The sequence below is a fragment of the Aeromonas sp. 160P genome (genome assembly GCF_055193095.1).
This window is the reverse complement of the sequence record NZ_JBUXKV010000001.1, coordinates 51,675-78,491: the sequence shown is the minus strand read 5'-3', so window position 1 is coordinate 78,491 and position 26,817 is coordinate 51,675. Positions and strand designations below refer to the sequence as shown.

The window sequence follows — 26,817 nt, the reverse complement described above, 5'->3', positions numbered from 1 at the left end:
AAACTAATAATAAAATGAGTCAAATCGGAGGTTATATGAATGAAGTATTACTGGCGATTGTGGCTGGCTTTATTGTCGGTTTGTTGTTTTCTTTCCTCAAATTACCGATCCCGGCACCACCCGTGTTATCGGGAGTGATGGGGATCATCGGTGTCTATCTGGGGGGGCTTGCTTACTCCTGGATCCTGACCCGCTTCTTTTCGTAAGGTTTTTTAGTCCCTGATTTGCCAGATGTGAGGTACCTCTGAAATTGGTAAATCCGGCTTGCAAACAGGGGGTATCTCGGCTGAAATAGGCGTTGCCAGCAGGGTGCTGGCAATGACTAATACTCGATGCAATCGGGTGTTGGCGGTCAAATGGAATTGATTGGGAACCCGGGTCAGATGTTGTCGGCCTTTCTCAAGTCTTCATGGAACCAAGTCCGCACTTTTGTAAGAAAGTGACAGGGCTCTTGCCTTATTTACAGTCGCAGTGCCTGCGGGATGCTTTGAATAGCATCCGGATAGTGCCGGTGCCTTCGCACTGTAATTCCATTCCCGTATAGCTGGGGATTACTGCCTGTGCATCCATCACTGGATGGCTTGGCGGTGGCCGGTTATCTGGATTAAATCGAGACTTTGGAGAATAGAATGACTGATCTGAATGTGGCCGCTCAGCGCGCCCTGAACCTGATGGACCTGACCACCCTGAACGATGACGACACCGATCAGAAAGTGATCGACCTGTGCCGCAAGGCCAAGTCACCGGCTGGCCTGACTGCCGCCGTCTGTATCTATCCCCGTTTTATTCCTATCGCTCGCAAGACCCTGCGTGAGATCGGCGCTGCCGACGTGCGCATTGCGACCGTGACCAACTTCCCCCACGGCAACGACGACATCGAGATCGCCGTGGCCGAAACCCGTGCCGCTGTCGCCTACGGTGCCGACGAAGTGGACGTGGTCTTCCCGTACCGTGCCTTCATGGCAGGCAATGAACAGATCGGTTTTGATCTGGTCAAAGCGTGTAAGGAAGCCTGTGGCGCCAAGGTACTGCTGAAAGTGATCATCGAGACTGGCGAACTGAAAGAAGAGGCGCTGATCCGTCGCGCTTCCGAAATCTGTATCGATGCTGGTGCCGACTTCATCAAGACCTCCACCGGCAAGGTGCCGGTCAATGCGACCCCGGAAGCGGCCCGCATCATGATGGAAGTGATCAAGGCCAAGAATCCGAAAGTCGGCTTCAAGCCCGCTGGTGGCGTGAAAGACGCAGCCGTTGCCGGTCAGTATCTGGCCATGGCCGAAGAGATCCTCGGCAACGACTGGGTATCCGCCCGTACCTTCCGCTTTGGTGCATCCAGCCTGCTGGCCAGTCTGCTGGCCACTCTGGGGCATGGCGACAAGCCGGCCAACACCAGCGGTTACTAATAGGTTGATGAGAGGGCGGGGGACTCCCGCCCTCTCAAGCCCCCACCAGAAGGTGTGCGGGCAAGGATTCAGGCTTGTTTGACGCCAGCAATGGCGGAGGGAATGAAAGATGTTTTTGCCTCAAGAAATTATTCGCAAGAAGCGCAACGGTGAAGCGCTCAGTACCCAAGAAATTCAATTCTTCATTCAGGGCATTACCAACAACACCATCGGCGAGGGGCAGATTGCCGCGCTGGCGATGGCGGTCTACTTCAAAGACATGACCATGGATGAGCGGGTTGCCCTGACCTGCGCCATGCGTGACTCCGGTATGGTACTGAATTGGGATCACCTGAACCTGGGTGGCCCGATTGTCGACAAACACTCCACCGGTGGTGTGGGTGATGTGGTTTCCCTGATGCTTGGCCCTATGGTCGCTGCCTGCGGCGGTTTCGTGCCGATGATCTCCGGCCGTGGTCTGGGCCACACCGGCGGTACCCTGGACAAGCTCGATGCCATCCCCGGCTACCAGACCTCGGTCGATAACGAGCGTTTTCTGAAAGTGGTGAAAGAGGCGGGTGTCGCCATCATCGGCCAGACCGGCGATCTCGCCCCGGCTGACAAGCGTATCTATGCAGTAAGGGACATCACTGCCACCGTCGAATCCATCGCGATGATCACCGGCTCCATCCTCTCCAAGAAGCTCGCCTCCGGGCTCGAAGCGCTGGTGATGGATGTGAAAGTGGGCTCCGGCGCCTTTATGCCGACCTTTGAAGCCTCCGAAGAGCTGGCCAAGAGCATTGTGGCCGTGGCCAACGGTGCCGGTTGCCGCACCTCTGCGCTGCTGACCGACATGAACCAGGTGCTGGCTTCCAGCGCCGGTAACGGGGTCGAAGTGCGCGAAGCGGTGCGTTACCTGACCGGTGAATACCGCAACCCGCGCATTCACGAAGTCACCATGAGCCTGAGTGCCGAGATGCTGATCTCCGCAGGTCTGGCCAGCGATGACGGCGATGCCCGTCGCAAGCTGCAGGCGGTGCTGGATAACGGCAAGGCTGCCGAGATCTTCGGTCGCATGGTGACCGGCCTCGGTGGCCCGTCCGACTTCATGGATCGCTATGATGCTTACCTGCCGAAAGCTGCCATCGTGCGCCCGGTCTTCGCGGCCAACAGTGGTTTCGTGACCGCCATGGATACCCGTGAGCTGGGTCTGGCCGTGGTGGCGATGGGCGGTGGTCGCCGCGCTGCCGGTGACAAATTGGATTATGCGGTCGGCTTGACCGACTTTATCCGCCTGGGTCAAAGCGTCGATGCTGACAAGCCGATCGCGCTGATCCACGCTCAGACTGAAGAGCAATATGCTCAGGCTGCCAGCATGGTGCAGGCGGCTGTCCGAATTGGTGGCGAGCGACCACAGGCACTGCCTGAAGTGTACCGTCGCATCACCCTGGCTGATTTGTAACAAGGGGAAGACCCATGAAACGTACCTTTATTCTGATGATGGACTCTTTCGGTATTGGCGCTGCTGCCGACGCCGAACAGTTCGGAGATGTGGGCGCCAACACCCTTGGTCATATCGCCAAGGCGTGTGCAGCCGGTGAGCTGGAAGGCCGTGGTGCCCTCAAGCTGCCCAACCTCAACAAGCTGGGTCTCGGCCACGCAGGGGAGCAGGCTTCCGGCTACTTCCCGGCAGGTCTGGACAAAGATATCGAGGTGGTCGGTGCCTACGGTTTTGCTCAGGAGCTCTCCTCCGGTAAGGACACCCCGTCCGGCCACTGGGAGATCGCCGGGGTGCCCGTGCTGTTCGAGTGGGGCTACTTCAAGGATCACACCAACAGCTTCCCGCAGGAGCTGCTGGACGCCATCGTCGAGAAGGCGGGTCTGTCCGGATATCTGGGCAACTGCCACGCTTCCGGCACCCAGGTGCTGGACGATCTGGGCGAAGAGCACATGAAGACCGGCAAGCCGATCCTCTACACCTCTGCCGACTCGGTGTTCCAGATTGCCTGCCATGAAGAGACCTATGGTCTCGAGAAGCTCTATGAGCTGTGCCACATAGTGCGCGAGCTGCTGGAACCCTACAACATTGGCCGCGTGATCGCGCGTCCGTTCGTCGGCAGCGGCAAGGGCAACTTCAAGCGTACCGGCAATCGTCACGACTACTCCGTGCTGCCGCCAGCGCCGACCGTGCTCGACTATATGAAAGAGGCGGGTGGTCAGGTGGTCTCCATCGGCAAGATCGCTGACATCTACGCCAATCAAGGTATTACCAAGCAGGTGAAGGGTACAGGTCTGGTTGAGCTGTGGGATCGTACTCTGGAAGAGGTGAAAGCGGCCGGTGACAACACCATCGTCTTCACCAACTTCGTCGACTTCGACTCCTCCTACGGTCACCGTCGTGACGTGAAGGGTTACGCCGATGCACTGGAGTATTTCGACGCCCGCCTGCCGGAGCTGTTCGAGATACTGCAGGGCGGCGACGTGGTGGTGCTGACCGCCGACCACGGCTGCGACCCGACCTGGGGTGGCACCGACCACACCCGCGAATATATTCCGGTGCTGTTCTTTGGCAAGCCGGTCAAGGCTGGCTCTGTCGGTCGTCGCGAAACCTTTGCCGATATCGGCCAGAGCATCGCGGCTTACCACGGTCTGCCCAAGTTGCAGTACGGTACCAGCTTCCTGTAATTTACCCGCCCGCCACTTCGGCGGCGGGCAATTTATAAAACAATAAAACTCAACCTGTGTGAAGGAATCAAGAGAATGGCAACTCCTCATATCAATGCGAAAGATGGCGCCTTTGCTGATACCGTACTGATGCCGGGCGACCCCCTGCGCGCCAAGTACATCGCCGAAACTTTCCTGGAGAACGTTGAGCAGGTGTGCGATGTGCGCAGCATGCTCGGCTTTACCGGCACCTACAAGGGTCGTCGTATCTCCGTGATGGGCCACGGCATGGGTATCCCGTCCTGCTCCATCTACACCAAAGAGTTGATCACCGATTACGGTGTGAAAACCCTGATCCGCGTAGGCTCCTGTGGTGCTGTGCGTGAAGACGTGAAACTGCGTGATGTAGTGATCGGTATGGGTGCTTGCACCGATTCCAAAGTAAACCGTCTGCGTTTCAAGGACCATGACTTCGCCGCTATCGCTGACTTTGATCTGGTCGCCAATGCGGTACAGGCTGCCAAGAACAAGGGTACCCCGGTGCGCGTGGGTAACCTCTTCTCCGCAGACCTGTTCTACACCCCGGATCCTTCCATGTTCGACGTGATGGAAAAATACGGCATTCTGGGTGTCGAGATGGAAGCCGCCGGTATCTACGGCGTGGCTGCAGAGTACGGTGCCAAGGCACTGACCATCTGCACCGTCTCCGACCATATCCGTACCGGTGAGCAGACCACCTCTGAAGAGCGTCAGCTGACTTTCAACGACATGATCGAAATCGCACTGGACTCAGTGCTGCTGGGCGACAAGTAATCCCCCGGTAGTTGAATGAAAACGGCGGCCTTCGGGCCGCCGTTTTGCATTTCTGAGCCCGGAAGTAGAGGGTCAGAGGTCGAGGGCAAAGCGCCCCTTGCCCGCCATCTTGGCCCGATACATGGCGGCATCGGCCCGGTGCAGCAGCTCGTCGATATGGCACTGCTGGCCTGAGTGGCAGAGCGCCCCGCCGATGCTGCCCGCGAGCGGCAGCTGGTGGCCAGCCACATCCCACGGTTCGGCCATGGCGTCCAACAGCCGTTGACAGAGGACTGGCAGCTCCTGCTCGGGGTGGCGCAATGCGGGCAGTATGATGGTGAACTCGTCGCCCGCGAGGCGGGCCACCATGTCGCCGGGACGCACTTGGGCGCAGAGCACGCTGGCGAAGCGGTGCAGCAGGGCATCCCCTACATGGTGCCCCAGCTGGTCGTTGATCGCCTTGAAACCATCCAGATCGAGAAACAGCAGGCCGAGCGCCTCCCCGTCATGGTGTGCCCGCTCCAGCTCACGGCTCAGGCGCCGGGTGAAGGCGCGCCGATTGGGCAGGGCGGTGAGGGGGTCGTGGCTGGCGTCATGTTCAAGCTGGCTCTGCAGTGCCTTGAACTGAGTGATATCGGCACCCAGGATATAGACCCCGGGCTCGTCGCCCACACTCGGGATCATGGTGATCTTGAGATCGCGCGGGCCGATGGGCAGCTCGAAGCGGTATTCGAAGCTCACCTGTTCCCCCGCCTGTGCCCGGGCCAGATAGCTCATGGCATTGAGGTAGGCTGCTTCACCGATCACCTCCCGCGCACTCATCTCCAGCATGCGTTCGGGATTGAGCCCGAAATAGCGGCAGTAAGCCTGATTGGCAAACAGATAGCGCCCCTCTGGCGAGAGCATGCTGATGGTGACCGGCAGGCCATCGCTGATCGAGCGTAGCCGGGCGCGGTTGCGCTCGACCTCGGCCATCGCCATATGCAACTGCTCGACGGTGGCTGACAGCTCGCGGGTGCGATCCCGCACCTGCATCGCCAGTCCCAGCTGCAGTTGCATCAGCTTCTCTTCGGCCAGTTTGCGCTCGGTGAGGTCGGCAAACACCGCGATCAGATGCGGTGCTGTGGTGCGACTTCTGCACAGTGTCACGCTCAGCTGTACCCAGCAGAGGGTGCCATCGGCGCGCAGCATCCGCTTCTCCAGCCGGTAGTGCTGGCGCTGGCCATCGCGCAGTGCCTGAAACAGCGGCAGCTCCCGCACCAGATCGTCGGGATGGGTCATGGTCTGCCAGGTGCGGCTCAGCATCTCGGATTCGCGATAACCGAGCAGCTGTTGCAGACCCGGATTGGCTTTGAGCCATACCCCTTCCAGCGAGGAGAGCGCCATGCCGACCGCTGACTGGTTGAAGGTCTGGGTAAAGAGATGCTCCTGATCTTCCAGTACATTGCTGAGGCTGCGCACCTGATGGCGCCGCTCAAGGTCGTGCAGGGTGTTCTCCACCAACAGACCGAAATCATCGAGATCCTGATACTGCTTCTCGTCCAGCTGGCGTGGCTTGCTGTCCACCAGACAGAGAGTGCCGAGCACTACCCCATCCAGCGCGCGCAGGGGGCGGCCTGCGTAGAAGACCACATGGGGCGGCCCGATCACCAGCGGGTTGTCGGCAAAGCGGGGGTCGAGGCGGGCATCCGGCACTTGCATGATGTCGGGCTGCAAAATGGCGTGGCCGCAGAAGGAGATATCCCGGCCAATCTCACACAGGGCGATGCCGGTGCGGGCCAGAAACCACTGGCGATCGGTATCGGTCAGGGAGACCAGCGCTACGGGTAGATCAAAATGGCGGCTGATGAGGCGGGTCAGGCGATCCAGGTGATCGATCGGCTCGCGATCGAGCAGCCCGAGGATCCGCAGCCGCGCCAGCCGACTCTCTTCATCAACAGGGATTGGTGGGGCAATCATACTGAGCTCCTGCTGGTTCTACCCTCATGGGTATATACAAGGTGGCTGGGGGATTGACCCCGGTCTATGGCTGATCGGCCGGTTTGTGCTTTTTTTTGTGCTTGCGTACCCGCATGTAGTTACGGCGAATGCCGTAGGAGATAAGCAGGCCAGCCAGTAGGGCGACCAGCAGCATCAGGCGCTGTTTCTCCTGCACCACCTTGAGCCGGGTGTCCTTGTCTGCCAGCATCTGCTGCTCTTCCAGGGTGATGCGCAGGAAGCCGATGGTCAGCTCACCATCCCGGATCTCCTGCACGAACTGGATCCGTCCCTTGCCCTGCTCCGGTAGCGATTTGTTATCGCTGCCGATGGGCAGCAGGCTCTCCAGTGGCACCGCCTGCTCCGACTGGGCAAGGGGAATGCCGCGTCCATCGTACAGGGTGGCATCGAGGATCTCCGGCTCCGCCGCCAGATCCCGCGCCAGCCGCTCCAGCTCGCTGCTCTTATCTTCTTTGATCCAGCGCTTCATGTCGCGGGCGGCGTAAGCGACCAGTGCCTGCGCCCGGCTGCGGGCTTCGTTGTGCAGCGAAGCCTGGCTTTCACCCTGCATATGGATAAGCACGCCGAGCACCCAGCAGCCGAGCAGAATGCCGGCGGCCAGGCTGAGCGCGCGTTTGATGGGAAGATGACGCTGCAAGCGTGAGACCTCATGGTGACAAGAAGTGGCGGGATCTTGGCGCTTGCCTGTACAAAAAGCAATACGCTACTCTGGGCCAGCATTGTTAACTCCCTGATCACCAAGGAAGGCGTATCCCTTATGTTGTTGTCCCGGCTCCCCCCGCTGTTATCCGATTGGCCCGCGTTTTTGTCCGGCTCTCCCTGTTGGCAGCTCAACGCAGATGCGTTGCAACCGACAGAGACCCCGCTGGCAGGCGGTTGGCTGGTGCTGTTTGGCAAGGGGCTGGGCACCTCCCATCTGGCACGTCTGGCGCCACTGCTGGCGGAGCAGGGGCTAGCCGTCACCCTTTATCCTCCCACCGAGGTGGCGGGTGTGCCGCTGCTGCTACTTGGCTGCGATCGTTTCTCCCCCGCACTGGTTGCCGTGCTCAAGAGTGGTGAGTGGGAGATCGATCTCTGTCATCTGCCCGCGCTGCCGACCCTGAGTGAACCCGGCCTGCTGGTGATGGACATGGACTCCACCGCGATCCGCATCGAGTGCATCGACGAAATTGCCCGCCTTGCCGGGGTGGGTGAGCAGGTAGCGGCGGTAACGGCCGCCGCCATGCAGGGCAAACTGGAATTCTCCGACAGCCTGCGTAACCGGGTGGCCCTGCTGGCAGGGGCACCGGTCACCATTCTCGATGAGGTGGCCGCCAACATGCCGTGGATGCCCGGTTTGCAGCTGATGGTCGATACCCTCAAAAGGGCGGGCTGGAAGGTGGCCATCGCCTCCGGCGGTTTTACCCGTTTTGCCGGCGAGTTGCAGCAGGCGCTGGGGCTCGACGCCATCTTCGCCAACGAGCTGGCGGTTGAAGGGGGGCGGCTGACCGGCCAGGTGAGCGGGCGCATCGTCGATGCCAACGTCAAGGCCGAGGTGCTGCAGCAGCTGGCGCAGGAGTACGGCATTGCTGCCGCCCAGACCGTGGCCATCGGCGATGGCGCCAACGATCTCAAGATGATGGGGGTGGCGGGCCTTGGTATCGCCATTCATGCCAAACCGCTGGTGCGAGCACAGGCGGCAGCCACCCTCAATCATCACGATCTGGAAGGGGTGATCTGCCTGTTGGCGGCGCGGGCCTGTAGCGAGCTGCGCTGGGATCAACGCTGACAGTGTTTCAAGGAGAAAACCAAGACAATGGAATTGTTGCAGCAGTCTCTGTTTATCCCCTGTGGTGGCCATCAACTGCATGTGCGCCACATCAAACCCCGGGTCGCCGTTCATGGCGAGCCGATCCTGATGGTGCACGGCGCCATTGAAAATGGCCGGATCTTCTACACAGAATCGGGCAAGGGTCTGGCCTGTTTTTTGGCCCGCCACGGTTATCAGGTCTATGTGGCTGATTTACGGGGGCGAGGGCTCAGCACTCCGGCCATCGCCGAGCAGTCAGGGCATGGTCAGCACGAGCTGATCACTGAGGATCTGCCCGCTCTGCAGCGCTGGATTGCCGAGCGTCATGGCGGCTTCAAGGTGCACTGGGTGGCCCACTCCTGGGGCGGCGTTATCATGGCGTCGACCCTGGTGCGCTTCCCCGAGCTGGCGGAACAGGTGGCCAGCCTGCTGTTTTTTGGCACCAAGCGCGGGGTGTCGGTGCACAATCCCGAGCGTTGGCTGAAAGTCGATCTGATCTGGAACCGGCTGGCCCCTTGGCTGGCTCGCCGCCGCGGTTTTTTGGCGGCTCGCAATCTGAAGATCGGTGCCGATGACGAGTCGCTGCGCTATCTGCAGGAGACCATCCCCTGGGTCAAGTGCGGCCCCTGGCAGGATCCTCACGACGGCTTTGCTTATGATGAGGCGGCTGCAGGGGTTAACTGGCCACCGCTCTGGATGATCTCGGCCAGAGCCGACAAGGTATTGGGTCATCCGACCGATGTGCGCCGTTTCAGCGACGAGATGGGCTCGGCAACTCGCCACACCCGCCTTGGCCGGGACAACGGCAACCGGCTCGATTATGACCACATCAATATGCTGACCGCCCCGCAGGCCCAGGAGGATCACTTCCCCCAAATCCTCGAGTGGCTGCAAGCGCCATCTGCTGCATGACAAACAGGGCGCATCATGCGCCCCGTTTCGTGCAGAACAAGGTCAGTTTTACGGCTCAGTGATGCCGAGCCGGAACAGGGTGGCCTGAGTGGTGTCGGTCAGCTCCCCCACGCCCACTACACTCCAGAGCTCCTCCTCCAGCTTTTTAGCTTTGTGGATGGCAAACTTGGCGATGTAGTCCAACTCGTTGGCGATGAAGTTGGTATCGGGCCGCCCGGTACGGGAGATGCCGACCAGTACCGAGTAGAACTCTCCCTGTCGCTGTGCCAGTTCGATAAACTGACGCTTCTCTTTCGCGCTGACCAGGCTGCTGGCCAGTCGACTGTTGAAGACGGGGAGCCCTGCCTTGGTCTGGATACTGGCAATATAGACCTCATCCTCTCTGGGCTTGTCCTCCCGCTCGATAGCGCGCAGCGGGGTCATCAGTAACTCTTTGAGCAGCTCCCCCTGAAATAGCGGGTAGAGGTTCTCCTGCTCCGGCAGCTCGGCACAGGCCTGTAGCAACCGTTGCAGACTGCGTGGCTGCAGCGATTTGCCGATAGAGGCCGGTTTGGGGGCGCCTTTCAGCTTGTTGACGTAGACCGGCGAGTTGAACAGGTGGTGGGTATAGATGTTACGCAGGGCCCGCGCCAGCCCGCGATAGCGCCGCTGCTCCTGCGCTGCCTTGAGCTTGTTCTGGTTGCTCTCGATCAGCAGGCTGAAGAACTGGCGGCCAGTGTGGCGGTCTGAATCCCCCTCAATACAGAGGTGTAATACGGTGCGGGTCATGTTGATGCTGACCAGCCGGTAGGAGAGGTGCTGCAGATCCATGCTCTTGGAGAGTTCCTGCAAGCGGGGCAGGGCTATGGTCACCACATCGCTCTTTTCACCGACGAAGGCCTCTTCCAGCTCGATCTGCAGGCCATGGGTCGAGATGTCGCGGGTCCAGCCGAGCCAGGATTTGCCATTATGGTGGATGGCGACCGCCGTCTTGTGGATGTAGCGGGACTCCTTGCGTAGCTGGACATAGTGCAGGGTCTCGATTTCAAACGGCACAGCCCCCTGTTCGTGACCAAAACGCTGCAGCTCGTTGGCATTGTTATTGACCGCCTCTTGATGGAACTCCTCACGTTGGGACTCCTGGCTGATATCTTGTATCAAGCCGCAATAGCCGATCTGCTTGAGTCGCTCGAGCAGCAGAATATCTTGCAACTGGGGGTTATCTTGCCCCTGTAACTGGCCGACATCCGCCTCGACCAGATCGCACGCCTCCATGCTGAATTTGTAGATGCGCCAGCTGGGGCGACGGGAGCCGACCTGAAAGAAGAGGGCGGTGAGGCCACTTTGGCGCAGTTCATCGATGGTGGCGGAGAAAAAGTAGATATGGCTGCGCACCGTGTGGGTAAAGCAGTAAATGATCGTCTCTGTGGTGGTGCCCGGCGCTGGGCACAGTTGCTTCATCCGATCAGCATTGAACAAACCGGCCAGGGCGTCACGGTTCTTCTCGTCCCGCCAATACTCCAGCAGGTGCTGGTTGTTCTCGGTACGCAGGGCGATCTCCAGATGAGGGCTGTCACCGGTGCCGAAGAACAGCGGCATGCCGGTCATCCGTGGCAGGTAGAACTGCTCGTATCCCTTGATGATGGCGGCAGAGAGCAGGTAATCGACACTGACCCGATAGCGGGCCTTGTTGGCTTCTATAAATTCGCCGAGAAAGGCATCAAAGACTGCGTGCTCGCCTGCGCGTACCAATCGTAGCCAGAACTTTCCGTCTTTAATCTCTTCGCCCAGGATCTGGTAGCCGACCGACTGGTGCAGCACCGGATTGGGGGTGTCTCGCTCCAGCCCGGTGAAGAAGACCTCCACTTGAGCACCGGTATGGTAATTGGGCAGGTAGGGGACAGAGACTCTCATCCCCCCCAGCGAGAGATCAGAACTTTTGGCAAACAGCTTCTCGCCATCCTGCATCTTGATCAGCAGTGGCGAGCTAAAGTGCATCCGCTCCTGACGGCGGCCGTAGTAGCTGGCAAAGGCGATGGTATTGACATCATATTGCCGGAAGGGGCTGGCTGGTGGCGAGAGTTGACCGTCTGCACGGGTATGATGGCGCTGTTTTTGCCACTGTTGCAGCGCCTCATAGACACCGAGGGTATAGATATCGCGGTAGAGATAGCATTGGGACTGGAACAGCCCGATCGCGTCGGCAGGCATGAAGTGGGTGATGCCATCGAACTCATGCACCAGGCTCTCATCTTCCAGTTCGTCACGCATATCAATGACCCTGCGGCAGGGCGAGCACTTGCGTTTGAGCTCCATCTTGATCAGAAAACGGCTATTGCTGTTCTCTTCATGGGTGATGCGCTGGAAGAGCTCCTCGAAGTCCTTCTCCCGCAACAAGGGGACGAGCTGTTCAATCAGATGTTGCTGGTGTTCTGAATCCATGTGTTCCTGCCACGGAAAGTCATTTTTCCGATTCTGGGTTTGATATGTCGGTCGCAAACAAGTATATCAAGCAGGAATTCATCCTGTCCCCGAGTTATCAATGGCCAAAAATAAAACTGCTTATGTTTGTTCTGAATGTGGTGCCGACTTCACACGCTGGCAGGGTCAGTGTAGCGAGTGCAAGGAGTGGAACACCATTACCGAGGTGCGGCTTGGCTCGGTGACCCCGGCGGGCAAGAGTGCCCGCTACACCGGCTATGCCGGAGCGATTGGGAGTAAGGTTCAGACATTGGCAGAGATCGCCACCACCGAGATCCCCCGCTTTTCCTCCGGTTTCAAGGAGCTGGACCGGGTGCTTGGCGGCGGTGTGGTGCCCGGCTCGGCCATTCTGATCGGCGGCAACCCGGGTGCGGGCAAGTCAACCTTGTTGTTGCAGACCATGTGCGGCTTGGCGGAGCGGATGAAAACCCTCTATGTCACCGGTGAGGAATCCCTCCAGCAGGTGGCGATGCGCGCCAGTCGCCTCGGCCTGCCGACCGACAAGCTGCGGATGCTCTCCGAGACCAGCGTCGAGCAGATCTGCCTGATTGCCCAGCAGGAGCAGCCGCAGATCATGGTGATCGACTCCATCCAGGTGATGCATGTGGCGGATGTGCAGTCCTCGCCGGGTTCGGTCTCCCAGGTGCGTGAAGCGGCGGCGCTGCTGACCCGCTACGCCAAGCAGAACCATGTGGCCATCTTCATGGTGGGCCATGTGACCAAGGATGGCAGTCTGGCGGGCCCCAAGGTGCTCGAACACTGTATCGACTGCTCGGTGCTGCTCGATGGCGGCCATGATTCTCGTTTTCGAACTCTGCGCTCCCACAAAAACCGCTTCGGCGCGGTCAACGAGCTGGGGGTGTTTGCTATGACCGAGCAGGGGATGCGGGAGGTGAGTAACCCTTCCGCCATCTTCCTCAGCCGGGGTCAGGAGCAGGCGCCCGGCTCCATCGTGATGGTGATCTGGGAGGGAACCCGGCCGCTGCTGGTGGAGTTGCAGGCGTTGGTGGACTACTCCCAGCTCTCCAATCCGCGTCGGGTGGCGGTGGGAATGGATCACAACCGGCTGGCCATGTTGTTGGCGGTGCTGCACCGTCACGGCGGCCTGCAGATGGCGGATCAGGATGTCTTTATCAACGTGGTCGGCGGGGTCAAGGTCGAGGAGACCAGTGCGGATCTGGCGCTGCTGCTGGCGATGGTCTCCAGCTTCCGGGATCAGGCGTTGCCCAAGGATCTGGTGGTGTTCGGCGAGGTGGGGCTTTCCGGTGAAATTCGCCCGGTGCCATCCGGCCAGGAGCGGTTGCAGGAGGCGGCCAAACATGGTTTTCGTCGGGCCATAGTGCCGCACGCCAATGCCCCCAAGCACCCTATCGAAGGGATGGAAGTGGTGCCGGTCAAGAAGTTGTCTGATGCGCTTGAAGCGTTGTAACGGCAGGTGCGAGTAGTGAGCGTTGGCCAACTTGGCCAAATAGCCTTGCAACAAAAAGAGCGCCGCGGCGCTCTTTTTGTCAAAGCGTAGCAGCCATCAGGGTTGGCTCTGTTCCAGGTGCTCGCTCAACAGTTGCTCCAGCTCGCGGTGCAGCAGCGTTTCATCGCCGACGTTGAGTTCGATCATCCGCTTGAGGTGGGTGGCGCTGTCGATATCGATATGGTGGCAGTAGAAGCCCAGCTTCTTGCTGGCTTCATGGTTAAGCTGAACCTGCATCTTGATCTCGATATCGCTACCGCTCAGGACAAAACTCAGCTGGTACTCCTTGTTGTCACGGCTCTCCCAGTCATCGGGGCGGACCAATAAGGCTCCCTGCAAAGAGACGTCGACAAGTTGAGTTTGCCACTTTTTTTCCCCTTGGGTGAGTTCTGACATGGTCAAGTAGAGGATCCGTGCAAAACGGCGGCGCTCAGACATGCTCATCTCCTGTATGCAATATAAGTAAAGACGCGGTGGTCATTACTCTGAGTGTAATCCACCTTGGTTGCCCGTATCTTGAACTTGATCCGAAAATGGGGTTCAGGCTTGCTGGGCACTCAAGGATTCCACCACATGTAGCGTCTTTACCAGCCGATCTTCCTGTTTAAAGCGATCTTCCAGTACTGGGCCCAGCTCGTTGAGATCATCGTCAAGTAGCAGCAATTGGGCCTCATCGGCATCACTGTACTTGTCATTAAACTCGAGGGCGAATTCGGTGCTGGTACGGATATGGGGGTAAATACGTTTTGCCAGTTCAAGGGTTTCGCCATTGGCTTGCTCGAACGCAGTGACAACATGGTGGTAGATTTCGAAATGACCCGCGCTGACATAGTCGACCAGTCTGTCGCAAAATTGCTGTAGCTGTTCGGTCTTGGGCAGGCTGCGCTGCTTGGTGCGAGCCGGGGTGAGCCCTGCCAGGCGCATGTAATCGACCAGCAAGGCTTGCCTTGCATCCAGCCAATCATCGATTGCTTTGTGTTTACCTGCCAGCGCTTGCTTGGTCTGTTCCAGTTTTGTCAACATAATCCCTCCATGGGACAAAGGCCGGGCGACTGATGTGGCTTCCGAGCCGTTCGAACGGTGACACTGTCTATAACTAGGGAAAATCTGGGCAAGCGTCAATAGGTTGGCCGGGATATTGTTAAGTGACGAAGAAATAGGCGGCAGATTGTTTAACCGAGCTTGCAGGTTTCAGGCCTGATGAAGGTTTTTCGCGTGTGGAATGTGACTATTTTCGCAGATCTTGATGAAAACCCCAGCGTTTGGCGTGCACCACTCGATAAAGCCTTTGCCTGAGTGTTTTTTTTTGCATAGAGTGAGCCAGCGCTAAATGCCCGATCATAAAGGAAATGTTATGAACAAAGCTCAACTTGTAGATGCGATTGCCGCCAAAGCAGATCTGAGCAAAGCTCAGGCTAAAGTGGCTCTGGAAGAGATTATCAATGGTATTACCCAGAGCTTGAAAGAAGGTGATGCTGTGCAACTGGTCGGTTTTGGCACCTTCAAGGTCTCCCACCGCGCAGGCCGCACCGGTCGTAACCCGCAAACTGGTCAAGAGATCCAGATTGCTGCGGCCAACGTGCCTTCATTCGTAGCTGGCAAGGCGCTGAAAGACGCCGTCAAGTAAGCCCGAAAGTCTGTTTTGTCCAATGCCAGTCAGCTTGCTGACTGGCATTGTTTTTATGGGGTTTTCCCATCTTTTCGGTTAGTGCTTCCTGATATTTCCCGCTGTTCCAGTTCCTTCTGTCAGCCTTGCTGTGGCTGTGACCTCATGCCGTCTGCGGGGTGGCTGGCAGTGGCCAGATCCGCTCATAGGCCCAGGTAAAGCCGATGATGTAGACCAGGTAGAAGGCGACGAAGCCGAGATCCAGCATCAGAGCATCCCACAACCCCAGTTCGAGCCAGAACATGACGCAGGGGAGAGAGAGCATCATAAAGCTCGCTTCATAACCCAAGGCATGGAGAAAACGATCGAGCGGTCGCTTGTTGGTGCGCCCGCACAGTTTGAGCAACCCCTTGTCGAACAACAGGTTCCAGCCGTAGGTCCAGGCGGTGGCGACGATGGAAAAAAAGATGGCCAGCGAACCGACCTCAGCCACCCCCTGCCCGAACAACTGGCTGATCAGCGGTGCGACCAGTGCCAGCCCGATGCCTTCGTAGAGAACCAGATAGCGAAGTCGATCCGGGGTGGTGCGCAGTTGGGTACTACTCATGTGATGTGCCTCCTGTGGGAGGCGCATTCTAATCAGGGAGTGGTTAAAAGAGAAGCACCCTAGCCCGTCAGAGCATGAGTGGAGGAGCCATGATGGTGATGTTCCCTCTCTGTGGCACTTCTCTTGGTTGCCAACTCTGAGTGTTAGCCCTGTGCTCAGGCGCCGGTTGGCGTGACCCGGGTCAACATGGCAAAGCCCTCTTCCACCAGATTGAGCTGAACCCTGACTTGGCCGAGCTCGGCCAGGGTGGCGACATGGGTGCCACCACAGGGGATGGTCACCTCTTTCCCTTCCAGCATGCAGTGCCAGTAGCGCGAATCGATGATCGCCTCGCCAGCCCGGCTGCGGCGGATCTCGCCCCCGGCTGCGACCCAGTCGGCCAGTTGCTGATTGACCTTCTCTTCAATCAGCGCCAGATCCGCCAGCAGCACCTCGCTGTTGACCCCCTTCTTGCGCAGGCTTTTGCCGATGCGGTACTGCTCGCGGGAGCCCATGGGCTCGACCCGTGAACTCTGGATGGCAAGGCGGTCGAAGTCGGGCTGATCCAGTGCATCACGCTCACTCACTTCCTTACGCCAGTAGGGGATGAGTACCCGATTGAGCGCCAGCGCCGCCAGATGGCAGCCACTGTGACCCAAGCTCAGGGCGTGGCGGGCATCCCTATCCACCTGCAACGTGACAAGGCTGCCGACGGCCAGCGTGTGGTCACCGGTCAGCGGATGGACCACCACGAACCGCCACCCCTCAGCCCCTCGTTTGACCGGAATCGCGGTGTCTACGAACAGTTCGCCATCCGGGCTGATGGCTCCCATCCGGCAGGGGCCAACGGCTGCTTCGCCACCCTCCCAGCGAGCATGTCCGACATCTCCCGGCTGATCGGGCCAGAGATGACTTTGCGGATGAAAAGGGGTGAGGCCGGTGACCAGTAGCGTGGTCTCACCGCGCTGGCAGCAGACCACGCTGGCTTGCTCCTGATGATGGCCCAGCACGAAGCTGGCTCGGGTATGTTCCATGGCGAGGCTCCCGCAACGATATGAAGAGAAAGGAAAGGTGGCAGCATACGCCAAAGTGGCAAGGGGCTCATTAACCAGAGTTAATAAGCCCCTCCCTTTGTCATTGCTGGCTTTGTCATAGCCGGGTGCTAGAGCATGCCGACCAGCAGGTAGGCGTTGAGGCCGATCACTAGCGCCACGATCAGGCGACCTATGGCCTGGGTGACCGGGTGGTTGCGATGTGCTCCCATCAGTACCCGATCGCCGGTCAGCATCAACAGCGGGATCAGGGCCAGCGCGATGCCAAAGCTCAGGATCACCTGACTCAGTACCAGGATCTCGGTGGTATTAAAACCCATGGCGATCACCACAAAGGCGGGGGCCATGGTAATGGCACGGCGCAGCCAGAGCGGGATGGTAAAACGCACGAACCCTTGCATGATGACCTGGCCAGCGAGGGTGCCTACCACGGTGGAGCTGATGCCGGAGGCGACCAGCGAGAGGCCAAACAGAGTGGCTGCTGCCTGGCCCAGCAAAGGTGTCAGGGTCTGGTAGGCGGACTCCAGCTCTGCTACCTGCTGGTTGCCTGTGCCATGAAACGCGGCTGCGGCCATCGCCATCATCGCCAGATTGACGAAACCGGCGATGGTCATGGCGATAGCCACATCGACCCGGGTGGAGTGCAGTCGTTGGGTGACGGATCCCTGATCCTGAGTGTGCTGGGTCAGCGCCGAATGCAAGTAGATGACGTGGGGCATCACGGTGGCTCCGAGCACCCCGGCCGCCAGATAGACCGCCTCGCTGTTGGGCAGGCCGGGAAAGAGGGCGCCCTCCAACAGGCTGGGCAGATGAGGGCGGGAGAACACCAGCTCGACGATGTAGGCCGCCGCGACAAACAACAGCAGGCTGCCAACCACCCATTCCAGCGGTTTCTGGCCGCGACTCTGCAGCATCAGAATGCCCCAGGTCACCACCGCGGTGATCGTGGCGCCCTCAAGCAAGGTCACCCCGAGCAGCAGCTTGAAGCCGACCGCTGCACCGATAAATTCGGCGAGATCGGTGGCCATGGCGATGATCTCTGCCTGTACCCAGTATGCCCAGACTGCGGGTTTCGGCAGTCGGTCACGGATATGCTCCGCCAGATTTTTGCCGGTGACGATACCGAGCTTGGCTGACAGGGTCTGCACCACCATGGCCATCAGGTTGGCCCACACCACCACCCAGAGCAGCTGATAGCCGAAGGTGGATCCCGCCTGAATATTGGTGGCAAAGTTGCCCGGATCGATATAACCGATGGCGGCGATAAAGGCAGGCCCAAGTAGAGTCAGTTTGAATTTTCGAGCCGGAATGGCCGTGGTCAGCGCGGGTTGCATGGCATCACCCTCCATAAGGATATGGAGTCAGAATAGATCTAAATGATAATAATTATCAATTGATGTTTTGTATTGCACCCATAGGGAAAAACATCTGTTGCGGCCAGTTGCAGTGAGGGATGTGATTTCGTACAATATGCCGCCCTAGAAAAGCAGCGACTAAACACCACTATGTTCCTTGCCTCCGAGGTCTGGCTGCACCTGGGCGGAGGCTGAATTAATCCGTAAGGAGCTAAAATGCGTCATTACGAAATCGTCTTCATGGTTCATCCGGACCAGAGCGAGCAAGTACCAGGCATGATCGAGCGTTACACCGGCGCTATCACCACCTCCGGTGGCACCATTCATCGCATGGAAGATTGGGGCCGTCGTCAGTTGGCTTACCCGATCGACAAACTGCACAAAGCCCACTACGTTCTGATGAACGTAGAAGCAGAGCAAGCCGTTATCGATGAGCTGGAAACCAACTTCCGCTTCAACGATGCCGTTATCCGCAACATGATCATGCGCACCAAGCACGCTGTGACTGAAGTCTCTCCGATGGCCAAGGCCAAGGAAGAGCGTTTCGTCCGTCGTGACGACGAGCGCCGTGAAGAAGCTACTGAAGCTGCTTCCGAAGAGTAATTCTGGATCACTGAATAGAGGATAAAGGCCATGGCACGTTATTTCCGTCGTCGTAAGTTCTGCCGCTTCACTGCCGAGAACGTTACCGAGATCGACTACAAAGATATCGTTACTCTGAAAAACTACGTCACTGAATCTGGCAAGATCGTACCGAGCCGTATCACCGGTACTCGCGCCAAGTATCAGCGTCAGCTGGCACGCGCCATCAAGCGTGCTCGTTACCTGGCTCTGCTGCCGTACACCGATCTGCACAACAAGTAAGAATCGGTCCGGCACTTAAGCCTAACTCAACTTCTCTAGAGGAAAGGTAATGCAAGTTATCCTGCTCGACAAAATCGCCAAACTGGGCGGTCTGGGTGATCAAGTCGCTGTTAAAGCTGGCTACGCCCGTAACTATCTGATCCCGCAAGGCAAAGCCGTTATGGCTACCAAGGCCAACATCGAGACTTTCGATGCTCGCCGTGCTGAACTGGAAGCCAAGCTGGCTGCCGGTAAAGCTGCCGCTGAAGAGCGCGCTGCCAAGCTGGGTGAACTGGCTGCTGTTGTTATCGCCTCCAAATCTGGCGACGAAGGCAAGCTGTTCGGTTCCATCGGTACCCGTGACGTGGCTGATGCCATCACTGCTGCCGGCGTTGCTGTTGCCAAGAGCGAGGTCCGCATGGGCAACGTTCTGCGTAACACCGGCGAGTACGAAGTTGTTGTTCAGCTGCACGCTGACGTTAAAGCAACCGTACAGATCCAGGTTGTTGCTCTGTAATAGCGATTCGCTGCTGCAGATAAAACCCGCGCACTTGCGCGGGTTTTTTATTTTGGGGCCCGGGGGTAGAGTGAAGGTCTGTTCCGTTGGAGGAGATCCTTATGGCTGCCTGGGTCGAAGGTCGGGTCATCGAGCGTATCGAGTGGACGCCTACCCTGTTTTCCCTGCGCGTAGCGGCAGAGCTTGCCCCCTACCAAGCAGGTCAATTTACCAAGCTGGCCCTCGAGCAGGGCGAGCAGCGCATCCAGCGCGCCTACTCCTTCGTCAATCCCCCCTCTGCGCCATACCACGAGTTCTATCTGGTCGAGATCCCGAGCGGTGAGCTGACCCCTTCTCTCGGTTCGCTGCAAGCGGGCGACACCCTGCTGGTACAATCCCAGGCGAGCGGCTTTCTCACCTTGGCTGAGGTGCCAGCCGGGCGCGATCTCTGGTTGCTTGCCACTGGCACTGCCATTGGCCCCTTTCTCTCTATGCTGGCCGATGGCGAGGCTTTTGAGCGTTTCGAGAATCTGGTGCTGGTACACGGGGTGCGCAAAGGGGAGGAGCTGGCTTATCAGCCGTTTATCGCCCGTTTTGGCGAACAATATGGCGAGCGCTTTCGCTACGTGCCTTTCGTCAGTCGCGAGCCGTGGCCGGACGCGATGCAAGGACGGATCCCGGCGGCCATCGCCAACGGTCAGCTGCAGCAGCGGGTGGGGCTGGATTTTTCAGCCGAACATAGTCAGGTGCTGATCTGCGGCAACCCGGAGATGGTGAAAGAGACCCAGCAGACCTTGCTGGCGCAGGGGTTGGCCAAAAACCTGCGGCGGGCGCCGGGCAATATCAGTGCGGAGAACTATTGGTAACAACAGCTGGTAATAACAGCTGCACAGGGGCAGCTGGCCCCTGCATCATGAGGATGAGGAAAAGGAGGGCATCAGTTCTTCTTGCCGTTGTTCTTGTTCTTGTTCTTATCTTTGTGTTTGTCGTGACCTTGTCCCGGGTTATTACCGCTGTGGATGCTGCGGTTGTAGTGATCCCGGTACTTGCCATCCATCTTGTCGCAGTTGAGTTTGAGCCGGCTGTCACCAATGCCGAGATCCAGGCAGTTGTTTTGCCACCAGTTGTACTCTTTGTCATCCCAGTTGAGGTTGACCTTGATGTCATCGCCGGAGATGCGGATACCATCACCGTTTTTGGCTGGGTGGGCAGCAACGGCGGCTCCGTGCACGATAAACAGCGAGATCAGCAGCAAGCTGCGGTTGATCGTGGGGTGGGGGGTGAGCTGTTTCATGAAAGAGAACTCCGGTTAATTACTGGCCACCCTGCTGGCTGGCTGGGGCCTGATTGGTACTGGGTGGCTGGTTGCGGTTCTCTTCATCTTCCAGATTGAAGCGTGTTGTGTTGCAATCAGAGGGGATGTTGTCGCCAACCCCCAAATCGAGGCAGTCACTCTGTGACCAGCCAAACTGCTTGTCATCCCAGTCCAGATTAAATTTGATCTGGTCGATCGAGAGTTCTGAACCTTGGGGTTCCTGGGATTGTGGCGCCGCGACGGTCGCGCTGCTTGCGAGCAGCAGGGACAGTATCATAGTGGTTGTTCTGTTCATGATGGCCTCGAATAATTGCAACTGCGGGTCAGTGTACGCCGGTCGGGCTGAACCCGAGCGGAACCGTACATAACCTCACCATATGATTAGGTCTGTCGGTGATTGTACCGGTTTTCTGCTGCCGATTTGTCCGTTTTGGTCGCACTCTGGGCAGCTGGTTGTCAATCTGAAGGAATTCAGTCATTTGCCCTTCTCTGTGCGAGTCTGGCGACTATAATCGGCAGCCAACTTTTCCTGCACAGCACACCCCTTCATCATGACTACACAGGACTCCTCCGCACTGCGCTACCCCAAGGGGTGGTTTGCTCTGACGACGGTATACAGTTTCACCGGGCTGGCCATTCTGGCCTCCATCATCTTCTCCCTGCTGCTGTTCCTCTCCATCGATGACAACCCGCTGATGAAGTGGCTGTTTGGCGGGCTGGCCATCATCTTTGAACTGGGCAAGTTTTACGTCTGGTACGAGTACGGTGAGCGCAAGGCGCGGCGGGATTTGAGCGGCGCTTTCTGGTCGCTGCTGTTCTATAGCGTGCTGGCGGCCATCTCCATCGGCGGCAGTATCGGCGGCATCAACAGTGCCACCAACACGGTGTTGAGCCAGCAGGCGCGCCACGAGCGGGAGCTTGCCCGCTTCGACGAGCAGATTGCCAGCATCGAGCGGCAGATCCAGCTCAACGAAGAGGCGGCCCGCAAATACATCGAGCTGGAGCGTATCTCCAGCGGCGTCTCTTCCCTGCAGCACGCCAACACCAAGCTGCGCTTGCAGCAGGATGAGCTGCGTCAGCAGCGCGATGCCAAACCGGTCAATGAACAATCCTCGATGCTGGGGCTGATGAGCAGCCTGGCGGACGGGGTGGGGATGAGCATCAGTCAGGTGCAGTTCCTGCTGGTCTGCTTCCTATCTGTGTTGCTCGATGTGTTTGGCGCCTTCTTCGTCAGTCTGATCGGCGAGGAGAACCGCTTTCGCCGGATGTGGCGCTGGCAGCAGGATCAAGCCCGCCTTGAGGCGCAGGAAGCGCTGGCGCTGGCGGCTCAACCCGAGCTGATGATGCCCCCCGAGCCCGCACCCGAAATGCTGGCGCAGGTGCGCGGTGCGCTGGAGAGTGGTGAGCTCAAGTGCAGCAAGCGCTCGGTGGCGCAGGCACTGTCACTCTCGCTGGAGGAGGTGGATCGGGTGTTCCACCATCTGCTGTCGCAAGGGGTGTTGGGGCAGGGGGGCAATCGCCACTACTACCTCAATCCACTGCTGGAGCAGCAACCCGGATAATGAGAAGGCCACCGGAACGCGGTGGCCTTTTTGTTATCGAGTGGCTGCGCACTCAGTGAGTCAGCACCATCATCAGGCTGAGGAAGGCGGCCAGTCCGCCACCGATGCCGATGATCCAGTAAAACCCCTTGGCCCCCTTTTTGAGGGGAATGCGGAAGTAGAGCAAAAATGCCAACCACCCCAGCGCCAGCAACAGAGGAATAAGAAACATTCGAGCCATGGTGTCCTCACTGTTATTCTGTTGACCCTTGATCAATCAACAGGATGGATTGTGCAATGACGCAGCTACAGATTACCGCATTCGGTGACCCCTCGGTACTCAAGCTCAACCCTTCCCTCGATAAGGTGCCTGCCGATGGCGAAGTGCGGGTGCGCATCTGCTTTGCGGGGGTCAATCCCATCGATGCCAAGACCCGGGCTGGCCTCGGTTGGGCGGCGGCCCAGAACAAGGACAAGCTGCCCTGGACGCCGGGCTATGACGTCTCCGGCGTGGTGGAGAAGCTGGGCCCCGGTGTGACCTCGCTGGTCGAAGGGGATCTGGTGTGCGGTATGGTCGGTTTTCCCCTGAGCGCCGGTGGCTACGAGGAGTCTGTGGTGGCAAGCACAAGCGAGCTGGTCAAGCTCGACGGGGTGAGCCTCCAGCAGGGGGCGGCGCTGCCGCTGGCCGGTCTCACCGCTTGGCAGGGATTGCTTGAGCACGGCGGCCTCCAGAGTGGTCAGCGGGTATTGATCCTCGCCGGTGCCGGTGGCGTCGGCCATCTGGCGGTGCAGTTTGCTGCCGCATATGGTGCCCACGTCGTGGCCACGGCGAGCGGCGACAATCACAGCTTCCTCCATAGTCTGGGGGCGAGCCGGATAGTTGATTACCATCAGGCCGAGTGGTGCGCCGAGGTCATCGCCGATGGCCAGTTCGATCTGGTGCTGGATCTGGTGGGGGGCGAGAGCGGCAAGGCGGCGCTGGCCTGCGTCAAGTCGGGTGGCCGTTTGGTGACTGTGCCCACTCTCACCGCCCAGCTGATTAAGGATGCTGGCGCCGCTTCGGGTATCGAGGTGGTCGGCATGCTGGTTCACCCTGACCAGCAGCAGCTGGGTCAGATGTTGATGCTGCTGCAGCAGGGGGAGGTGAAGGTCACCGTCGCCGCTGAGTTCGCTCTGGCCGAGGGGGCGCTGGCCCACCAAGCCATCGAAGGGGGCCATGTGCGCGGCAAACTGTTGCTGCGGATGCCAGCTGCCGATGGCCTGCCCGGATGAATGGCATTACCGAGATGGGGCTCAGCTGGCTGTTTCTGAGCGCCTTCACCTCCGCCACCCTGCTGCCCGGCAGCTCCGAAGTGCTGCTGGGGGCCATGGCGGCCAAGGGGGAGTGGAGCATGGCGAGCCTGCTGCTGTGGGCGACGCTGGGCAATACCCTCGGCTCCATGACCACCTGGTGGCTCGGCTGGCTTGCCACTTTCAAAAAGAAACCGGAAGATTTTCAAGGCCGTGGGGAACAAAAAGCCTTAGGCTGGCTCAAACAACATGGTCACTGGTGTCTGCTGCTTGCCTGGACGCCGCTGGTCGGTGATGGTCTCTGTCTGCTGGCCGGTTGGCTGCGCCTCTCCTTCTGGCGCTCTCTCATCCTGATCGGGCTCGGCAAATTGTTCCGTTATGCCCTGGTTTTTCTGCTGGCCAGTCACATTTTCTAGCCTGTTTTTGTCACTCACGAGGTTACCGTGAACAAAGTCATACCTTTAACGATTCTGCTGGGCTTTACCCTGCCGGTGCTGGCGGCACCGACCCTGATCTCCGAACAGGGCAAGGAGGAGGGCAAGCTCGCTATCCCCTACCAGATGTACAAGCTGGACAACGGCCTGACCGTGATCCTGGCCCCCGATCGCTCCGATCCGCTGGTGCACCTCGATGTGACCTATCACGTTGGTTCATCCCGCGAGACGGTCGGCAAGTCCGGCTTCGCCCACTTCTTCGAGCACATGATGTTCCAGGGCTCGAAACACGTCGGTGATCAGGAGCATATGCGGATCATCAACGAGGCCGGTGGTGACATGAACGGTACCACCAACAAGGACCGCACCAACTACTACGAAACCGTGCCAGCCAACCAACTGGAGAAAGTGCTCTGGCTGGAGGCGGATCGGATGGGCTTCCTGCTCGATGCGGTGAGCCAGAAGAAGTTCGAGATCCAGCGCGCCACCGTCAAGAACGAGCGGGCCCAGCGGGTCGACAACCAGCCATACGGACTGGTGAGCGAGAAAGTGGGGGAGGCGCTTTATCCGCGCACTCACCCCTACTCTTGGCAGCCTATCGGCTACGTGGAAGATCTCGACCGGGTCGATGTTAACGACCTCAAGCAGTTCTTCCTGCGCTGGTATGGCCCCAACAACGCCACCCTGACCCTGGGCGGTGACTTTGACAGCAAGCAGGCCCTCGGCTGGATTGAGCAGTATTTCGGCTCCATCCCGCGCGGCCCGGATGTGGCCGAGCCGACGCCAAAACCGGTGACCCTGCCCGAGACCCGCTATGTGACGCTGCAGGACAAGGTGCACCTGCCGCTGCTCTATATCAGCTACCCCACTGTATCGCTTGGCGATCCGCAGGAGCCGGCACTCGACATGTTTGCCGACGTGCTCGGCGGTTCCGCCAGCTCCATGCTCTACCAGTCGCTGGTGAAAACTGGCAAGGCGATCGATGTGGGGGCGTCCCACTACTGCGAAGAGCTGGCCTGTACCCTGACCGTTTACGCCTACCCCAATCCGTCGCAGGATGGCAGCCTCAAGACCCTCAAGGGGGAGGTGGACAAGGTGATCGGCGAGTTCGCCCAGCGCGGCCTCAAGCCGGAAGATCTGGAGAAGGCGATCGCCAAGTACCGCGCTTCCGCTATCTGGGGTCTGGACAGCGTCTCCGGCAAGGTGAGCCAGCTCGCCATGGGGCAGGTGTTTACCCAGGATCCCAACTATGTGTTCAAGACCCTGGATGCCATCGGCAAGGTGACACCGGAGCAGGTGAAGGCCGCCTACGACAAGTTCATCGCCGGCAAGCCTGCGGTGGTGCTGAGCGTGGTGCCCAAGGGCAAGGCAGAGTGGCAGGTCGCCACCCCGAACTTTACCCCCGCCCAGCGGGAGCTGCCGGATTACAGCAAGCATGATGAAGCGCTGGCCGAACGACCGGTAAAAGACAATGTCGATCGCAGCGTGCAGCCCAAGGCGAGCGAGGCTGTGAGCGTCAAGGTGCCCGCCATCTGGCACGGCAATCTCGACAAAAACATCGAGATTATTGGCACCCGAAGTGACGAGATCCCTGCGGTCTCCATCATGATCGCTCTGCCGGGCGGCATTCGTGCCGAGGATAAAGGGCAACTGGGGCTGGCTAATCTGACCGCCGCCATGCTGGGGCAGGGGTCGATACGTCTGACCGAGGCTCAGCTCAGCGACGAACTGCAAAAGCTGGGTTCCTCTATCGATGTTTCCAGCGCCCAGTACAACAACCTGGTCACCATCAGCTCGCTGGTGGACAAGTTGCCCCAGACCCTGGCGCTGGCACGGGAAGTGTTCGAGCGCCCCGGTATGCGCGAGGCGGACTTCGAGCGGGTCAAGGCGCAACTGTTGCAAGGAATGCAACAAGCCCAGCAGCAGCCCGAGTGGCTGGCCGGACAGGCGTTCCGCGAGCTGGTCTACGGCAAGCAGAACCGCCTCGGTCAACCCGCTGACGGGGTGCTGGCTGATGTGGCCAAGCTGACCCTGGCGGATGTGAAGCACTTCTATCAGGCCTACTACAACCCCAGCAACGCCAAAGTGGTGGTGACCGGTGATGTGAGCCAGAAGCAGATCGAGGAGCAACTTGGCTTCCTGACCGAGTGGAAAGGTGCCACGCCAGTGTTGGGGGATCTCAAGCTCAAGGGTGAACAGGCCAAGCCGGGTATCTATCTGGTGGACAAGCCGGGGGCGCCCCAGTCGGTGATCCGCATCGGCCGTCGCGCCATGCCGTTCGATACCACAGGGGAGTATTTCACCGCCGGGCTGATGAACTTCAACCTGGGTGGCAACTTCAATAGCCGCATCAACCTCAACCTGCGGGAAGACAAGGGCTACACCTATGGTGCCAGCTCCGGTTTCTCCGCCAACCGCGAGGTGGGCACCTTTGCCACCGGCGCCAATGTGCGATCCGATGCGACCGTCGATGCCATCCGCCAGTTCCTCAAAGAGATGGATAACTACCGTGCGACCGGCCCTACCCCGGTGGAGCTGGCCTATATGCGCAGCGCGGTCTCCCAGCAGGATGCCCTCTCTTACGAGACTCTCGGCCAGAAGGCGGGTTTCCTGCTGCAGATGGTGATGTATGACCTGAAACCGGACTATGTGCAGGCGCAGAACAAGCTGATCAAGACGGTGTCGCCAGAGGCGCTGAAGGCCAGTGCCGCCCGTTGGCTCAATCCGGCCGACATGGTGATCGTGGTGGTGGGAGACAAGCAAAAGCTTGAAAAACCCCTGAAGGAGCTGCATCTTCCCATCTATCCGCTGCAGTTGCCGTAACGGGCACCTTA

Annotated in this window: 28 protein-coding genes; 17 read left to right on the top strand and 11 right to left on the bottom strand. The window is 59.1% G+C overall.

Annotation, left to right across the window (positions count from 1 at the left end; translation table 11 throughout):
• Positions 1 to 35 precede the first annotated feature (35 nt).
• The 5 genes from ACY8FN_RS00375 to deoD all read left to right on the top strand — a co-directional run bounded on the left by ACY8FN_RS00375 (position 36) and on the right by deoD (position 4,859).
• A complete protein-coding gene (locus ACY8FN_RS00375) occupies positions 36 to 206 on the top strand; it encodes a XapX domain-containing protein (protein WP_042024325.1) in 171 nt (56 codons plus the stop codon).
• Positions 207 to 629: 423 nt separating this feature from the next.
• Positions 630 to 1,403 carry a deoxyribose-phosphate aldolase gene (gene deoC / locus ACY8FN_RS00370; RefSeq protein ID WP_040096802.1) on the top strand — a complete coding sequence of 258 codons (774 nt, stop codon included), beginning with the start codon at positions 630 to 632 and terminating at the stop codon, positions 1,401 to 1,403.
• 109 nt (positions 1,404 to 1,512) lie between these two features.
• Positions 1,513 to 2,844 (top strand): thymidine phosphorylase, encoded by a 1,332-nt coding sequence (gene deoA, locus ACY8FN_RS00365; protein WP_463098932.1) that lies wholly within the window; start codon positions 1,513 to 1,515, stop codon positions 2,842 to 2,844.
• Positions 2,845 to 2,858: 14 nt separating this feature from the next.
• Entirely contained in the window at positions 2,859 to 4,067 is a 1,209-nt protein-coding gene (locus tag ACY8FN_RS00360; RefSeq protein WP_463098931.1) for a phosphopentomutase, read from the top strand.
• Between the two features lie 75 nt (positions 4,068 to 4,142).
• Complete coding sequence (deoD, locus tag ACY8FN_RS00355; RefSeq protein WP_042024331.1) at positions 4,143 to 4,859, top strand: purine-nucleoside phosphorylase; 717 nt, start codon at positions 4,143 to 4,145, stop codon at positions 4,857 to 4,859.
• A gap of 72 nt (positions 4,860 to 4,931) precedes the next feature.
• Here the strand turns inward: deoD and ACY8FN_RS00350 are convergent, their stop codons facing one another.
• Positions 4,932 to 6,797 (bottom strand): bifunctional diguanylate cyclase/phosphodiesterase, encoded by a 1,866-nt coding sequence (locus ACY8FN_RS00350; RefSeq protein ID WP_463098930.1) that lies wholly within the window; start codon positions 6,795 to 6,797, stop codon positions 4,932 to 4,934.
• Between the two features lie 64 nt (positions 6,798 to 6,861).
• Positions 6,862 to 7,473: an AhpA/YtjB family protein gene (locus tag ACY8FN_RS00345; protein ID WP_101317922.1), complete on the bottom strand. Its 612-nt coding sequence runs from the start codon at positions 7,471 to 7,473 to the stop codon at positions 6,862 to 6,864.
• 120 nt (positions 7,474 to 7,593) lie between these two features.
• On the opposite strand from ACY8FN_RS00345, the gene serB reads away from it, so the two are divergent.
• Both serB and ACY8FN_RS00335 read left to right on the top strand, forming a co-directional pair.
• Positions 7,594 to 8,604, top strand: a complete 1,011-nt coding sequence (gene serB, locus ACY8FN_RS00340; protein WP_463098929.1) for a phosphoserine phosphatase SerB — start codon at positions 7,594 to 7,596, stop codon at positions 8,602 to 8,604.
• 27 nt (positions 8,605 to 8,631) lie between these two features.
• Entirely contained in the window at positions 8,632 to 9,537 is a 906-nt protein-coding gene (locus ACY8FN_RS00335) for an alpha/beta hydrolase family protein (protein WP_463098928.1), read from the top strand.
• A gap of 48 nt (positions 9,538 to 9,585) precedes the next feature.
• On the opposite strand, the gene ACY8FN_RS00330 is transcribed toward ACY8FN_RS00335, so the two are convergent.
• Positions 9,586 to 11,958, bottom strand: coding sequence for a PilZ domain-containing protein (locus ACY8FN_RS00330; RefSeq protein WP_463098927.1), 2,373 nt, complete (start codon positions 11,956 to 11,958; stop codon positions 9,586 to 9,588).
• A gap of 100 nt (positions 11,959 to 12,058) precedes the next feature.
• Between ACY8FN_RS00330 and radA the strand changes: the two genes are divergently transcribed.
• Positions 12,059 to 13,426, top strand: coding sequence for a DNA repair protein RadA (gene radA, locus ACY8FN_RS00325; protein ID WP_068977410.1), 1,368 nt, complete (start codon positions 12,059 to 12,061; stop codon positions 13,424 to 13,426).
• 96 nt (positions 13,427 to 13,522) lie between these two features.
• Here radA and ACY8FN_RS00320 read toward each other — a convergent pair whose 3' ends face one another.
• A complete protein-coding gene (locus ACY8FN_RS00320) occupies positions 13,523 to 13,903 on the bottom strand; it encodes a PilZ domain-containing protein (RefSeq protein ID WP_042024345.1) in 381 nt (126 codons plus the stop codon).
• Positions 13,904 to 14,005: 102 nt separating this feature from the next.
• Positions 14,006 to 14,488 carry an Rsd/AlgQ family anti-sigma factor gene (locus tag ACY8FN_RS00315; RefSeq protein ID WP_042024348.1) on the bottom strand — a complete coding sequence of 161 codons (483 nt, stop codon included), beginning with the start codon at positions 14,486 to 14,488 and terminating at the stop codon, positions 14,006 to 14,008.
• Positions 14,489 to 14,819: 331 nt separating this feature from the next.
• Here ACY8FN_RS00315 and hupA point away from each other — a divergent pair, with 331 nt between their 5' ends.
• The gene (gene hupA / locus ACY8FN_RS00310; protein WP_042024350.1) at positions 14,820 to 15,092 is read left to right on the top strand and encodes a nucleoid-associated protein HU-alpha; all 273 of its coding nucleotides are present in this window, start codon (positions 14,820 to 14,822) and stop codon (positions 15,090 to 15,092) included.
• A 142-nt stretch (positions 15,093 to 15,234) separates the two neighbouring features.
• On the opposite strand, the gene ACY8FN_RS00305 is transcribed toward hupA, so the two are convergent.
• The 3 genes from ACY8FN_RS00305 to ACY8FN_RS00295 all read right to left on the bottom strand — a co-directional run bounded on the left by ACY8FN_RS00305 (position 15,235) and on the right by ACY8FN_RS00295 (position 18,043).
• Positions 15,235 to 15,678 (bottom strand): PACE efflux transporter, encoded by a 444-nt coding sequence (locus tag ACY8FN_RS00305; protein WP_139694395.1) that lies wholly within the window; start codon positions 15,676 to 15,678, stop codon positions 15,235 to 15,237.
• 155 nt (positions 15,679 to 15,833) lie between these two features.
• Positions 15,834 to 16,691 carry an alanyl-tRNA editing protein gene (locus ACY8FN_RS00300; RefSeq protein WP_463098926.1) on the bottom strand — a complete coding sequence of 286 codons (858 nt, stop codon included), beginning with the start codon at positions 16,689 to 16,691 and terminating at the stop codon, positions 15,834 to 15,836.
• Positions 16,692 to 16,819: 128 nt separating this feature from the next.
• Complete coding sequence (locus ACY8FN_RS00295) at positions 16,820 to 18,043, bottom strand: Nramp family divalent metal transporter (RefSeq protein WP_463098925.1); 1,224 nt, start codon at positions 18,041 to 18,043, stop codon at positions 16,820 to 16,822.
• Positions 18,044 to 18,280: 237 nt separating this feature from the next.
• On the opposite strand from ACY8FN_RS00295, the gene rpsF reads away from it, so the two are divergent.
• The 4 genes from rpsF (at position 18,281) to ACY8FN_RS00275 (ending at position 20,269) form a co-directional block, all read left to right on the top strand.
• Positions 18,281 to 18,667: a 30S ribosomal protein S6 gene (gene rpsF, locus ACY8FN_RS00290; RefSeq protein WP_042024358.1), complete on the top strand. Its 387-nt coding sequence runs from the start codon at positions 18,281 to 18,283 to the stop codon at positions 18,665 to 18,667.
• Positions 18,668 to 18,697: 30 nt separating this feature from the next.
• Positions 18,698 to 18,928, top strand: a complete 231-nt coding sequence (gene rpsR, locus ACY8FN_RS00285; protein ID WP_005313392.1) for a 30S ribosomal protein S18 — start codon at positions 18,698 to 18,700, stop codon at positions 18,926 to 18,928.
• A 49-nt stretch (positions 18,929 to 18,977) separates the two neighbouring features.
• Complete coding sequence (gene rplI, locus ACY8FN_RS00280) at positions 18,978 to 19,424, top strand: 50S ribosomal protein L9 (protein ID WP_042011812.1); 447 nt, start codon at positions 18,978 to 18,980, stop codon at positions 19,422 to 19,424.
• A gap of 101 nt (positions 19,425 to 19,525) precedes the next feature.
• Positions 19,526 to 20,269, top strand: coding sequence for a ferredoxin--NADP reductase (locus ACY8FN_RS00275; protein WP_463098924.1), 744 nt, complete (start codon positions 19,526 to 19,528; stop codon positions 20,267 to 20,269).
• Between the two features lie 71 nt (positions 20,270 to 20,340).
• Here the strand turns inward: ACY8FN_RS00275 and ACY8FN_RS00270 are convergent, their stop codons facing one another.
• Together ACY8FN_RS00270 and ACY8FN_RS00265 are read right to left on the bottom strand one after the other, a co-directional pair.
• A complete protein-coding gene (locus ACY8FN_RS00270; RefSeq protein ID WP_463098923.1) occupies positions 20,341 to 20,697 on the bottom strand; it encodes a hypothetical protein in 357 nt (118 codons plus the stop codon).
• 19 nt (positions 20,698 to 20,716) lie between these two features.
• A complete protein-coding gene (locus ACY8FN_RS00265; RefSeq protein WP_139728919.1) occupies positions 20,717 to 20,995 on the bottom strand; it encodes a hypothetical protein in 279 nt (92 codons plus the stop codon).
• 274 nt (positions 20,996 to 21,269) lie between these two features.
• On the opposite strand from ACY8FN_RS00265, the gene ACY8FN_RS00260 reads away from it, so the two are divergent.
• The gene (locus ACY8FN_RS00260) at positions 21,270 to 22,280 is read left to right on the top strand and encodes a Preprotein translocase subunit SecY (protein ID WP_463098922.1); all 1,011 of its coding nucleotides are present in this window, start codon (positions 21,270 to 21,272) and stop codon (positions 22,278 to 22,280) included.
• 52 nt (positions 22,281 to 22,332) lie between these two features.
• On the opposite strand, the gene ACY8FN_RS00255 is transcribed toward ACY8FN_RS00260, so the two are convergent.
• Positions 22,333 to 22,500: a hypothetical protein gene (locus ACY8FN_RS00255; protein WP_162511886.1), complete on the bottom strand. Its 168-nt coding sequence runs from the start codon at positions 22,498 to 22,500 to the stop codon at positions 22,333 to 22,335.
• A gap of 56 nt (positions 22,501 to 22,556) precedes the next feature.
• Between ACY8FN_RS00255 and ACY8FN_RS00250 the strand changes: the two genes are divergently transcribed.
• The 3 genes from ACY8FN_RS00250 to ACY8FN_RS00240 are packed head-to-tail and all read left to right on the top strand — an operon-like array spanning position 22,557 to position 26,806.
• Positions 22,557 to 23,531, top strand: a complete 975-nt coding sequence (locus ACY8FN_RS00250; RefSeq protein ID WP_463098921.1) for an NADP-dependent oxidoreductase — start codon at positions 22,557 to 22,559, stop codon at positions 23,529 to 23,531.
• Positions 23,528 to 23,965, top strand: coding sequence for a YqaA family protein (locus ACY8FN_RS00245; protein ID WP_101317941.1), 438 nt, complete (start codon positions 23,528 to 23,530; stop codon positions 23,963 to 23,965). The genes ACY8FN_RS00250 and ACY8FN_RS00245 overlap by 4 nt, the downstream gene beginning before the upstream one ends.
• A 27-nt stretch (positions 23,966 to 23,992) precedes the next feature.
• Entirely contained in the window at positions 23,993 to 26,806 is a 2,814-nt protein-coding gene (locus tag ACY8FN_RS00240; RefSeq protein ID WP_463098920.1) for a M16 family metallopeptidase, read from the top strand.
• Positions 26,807 to 26,817 lie beyond the last annotated feature (11 nt).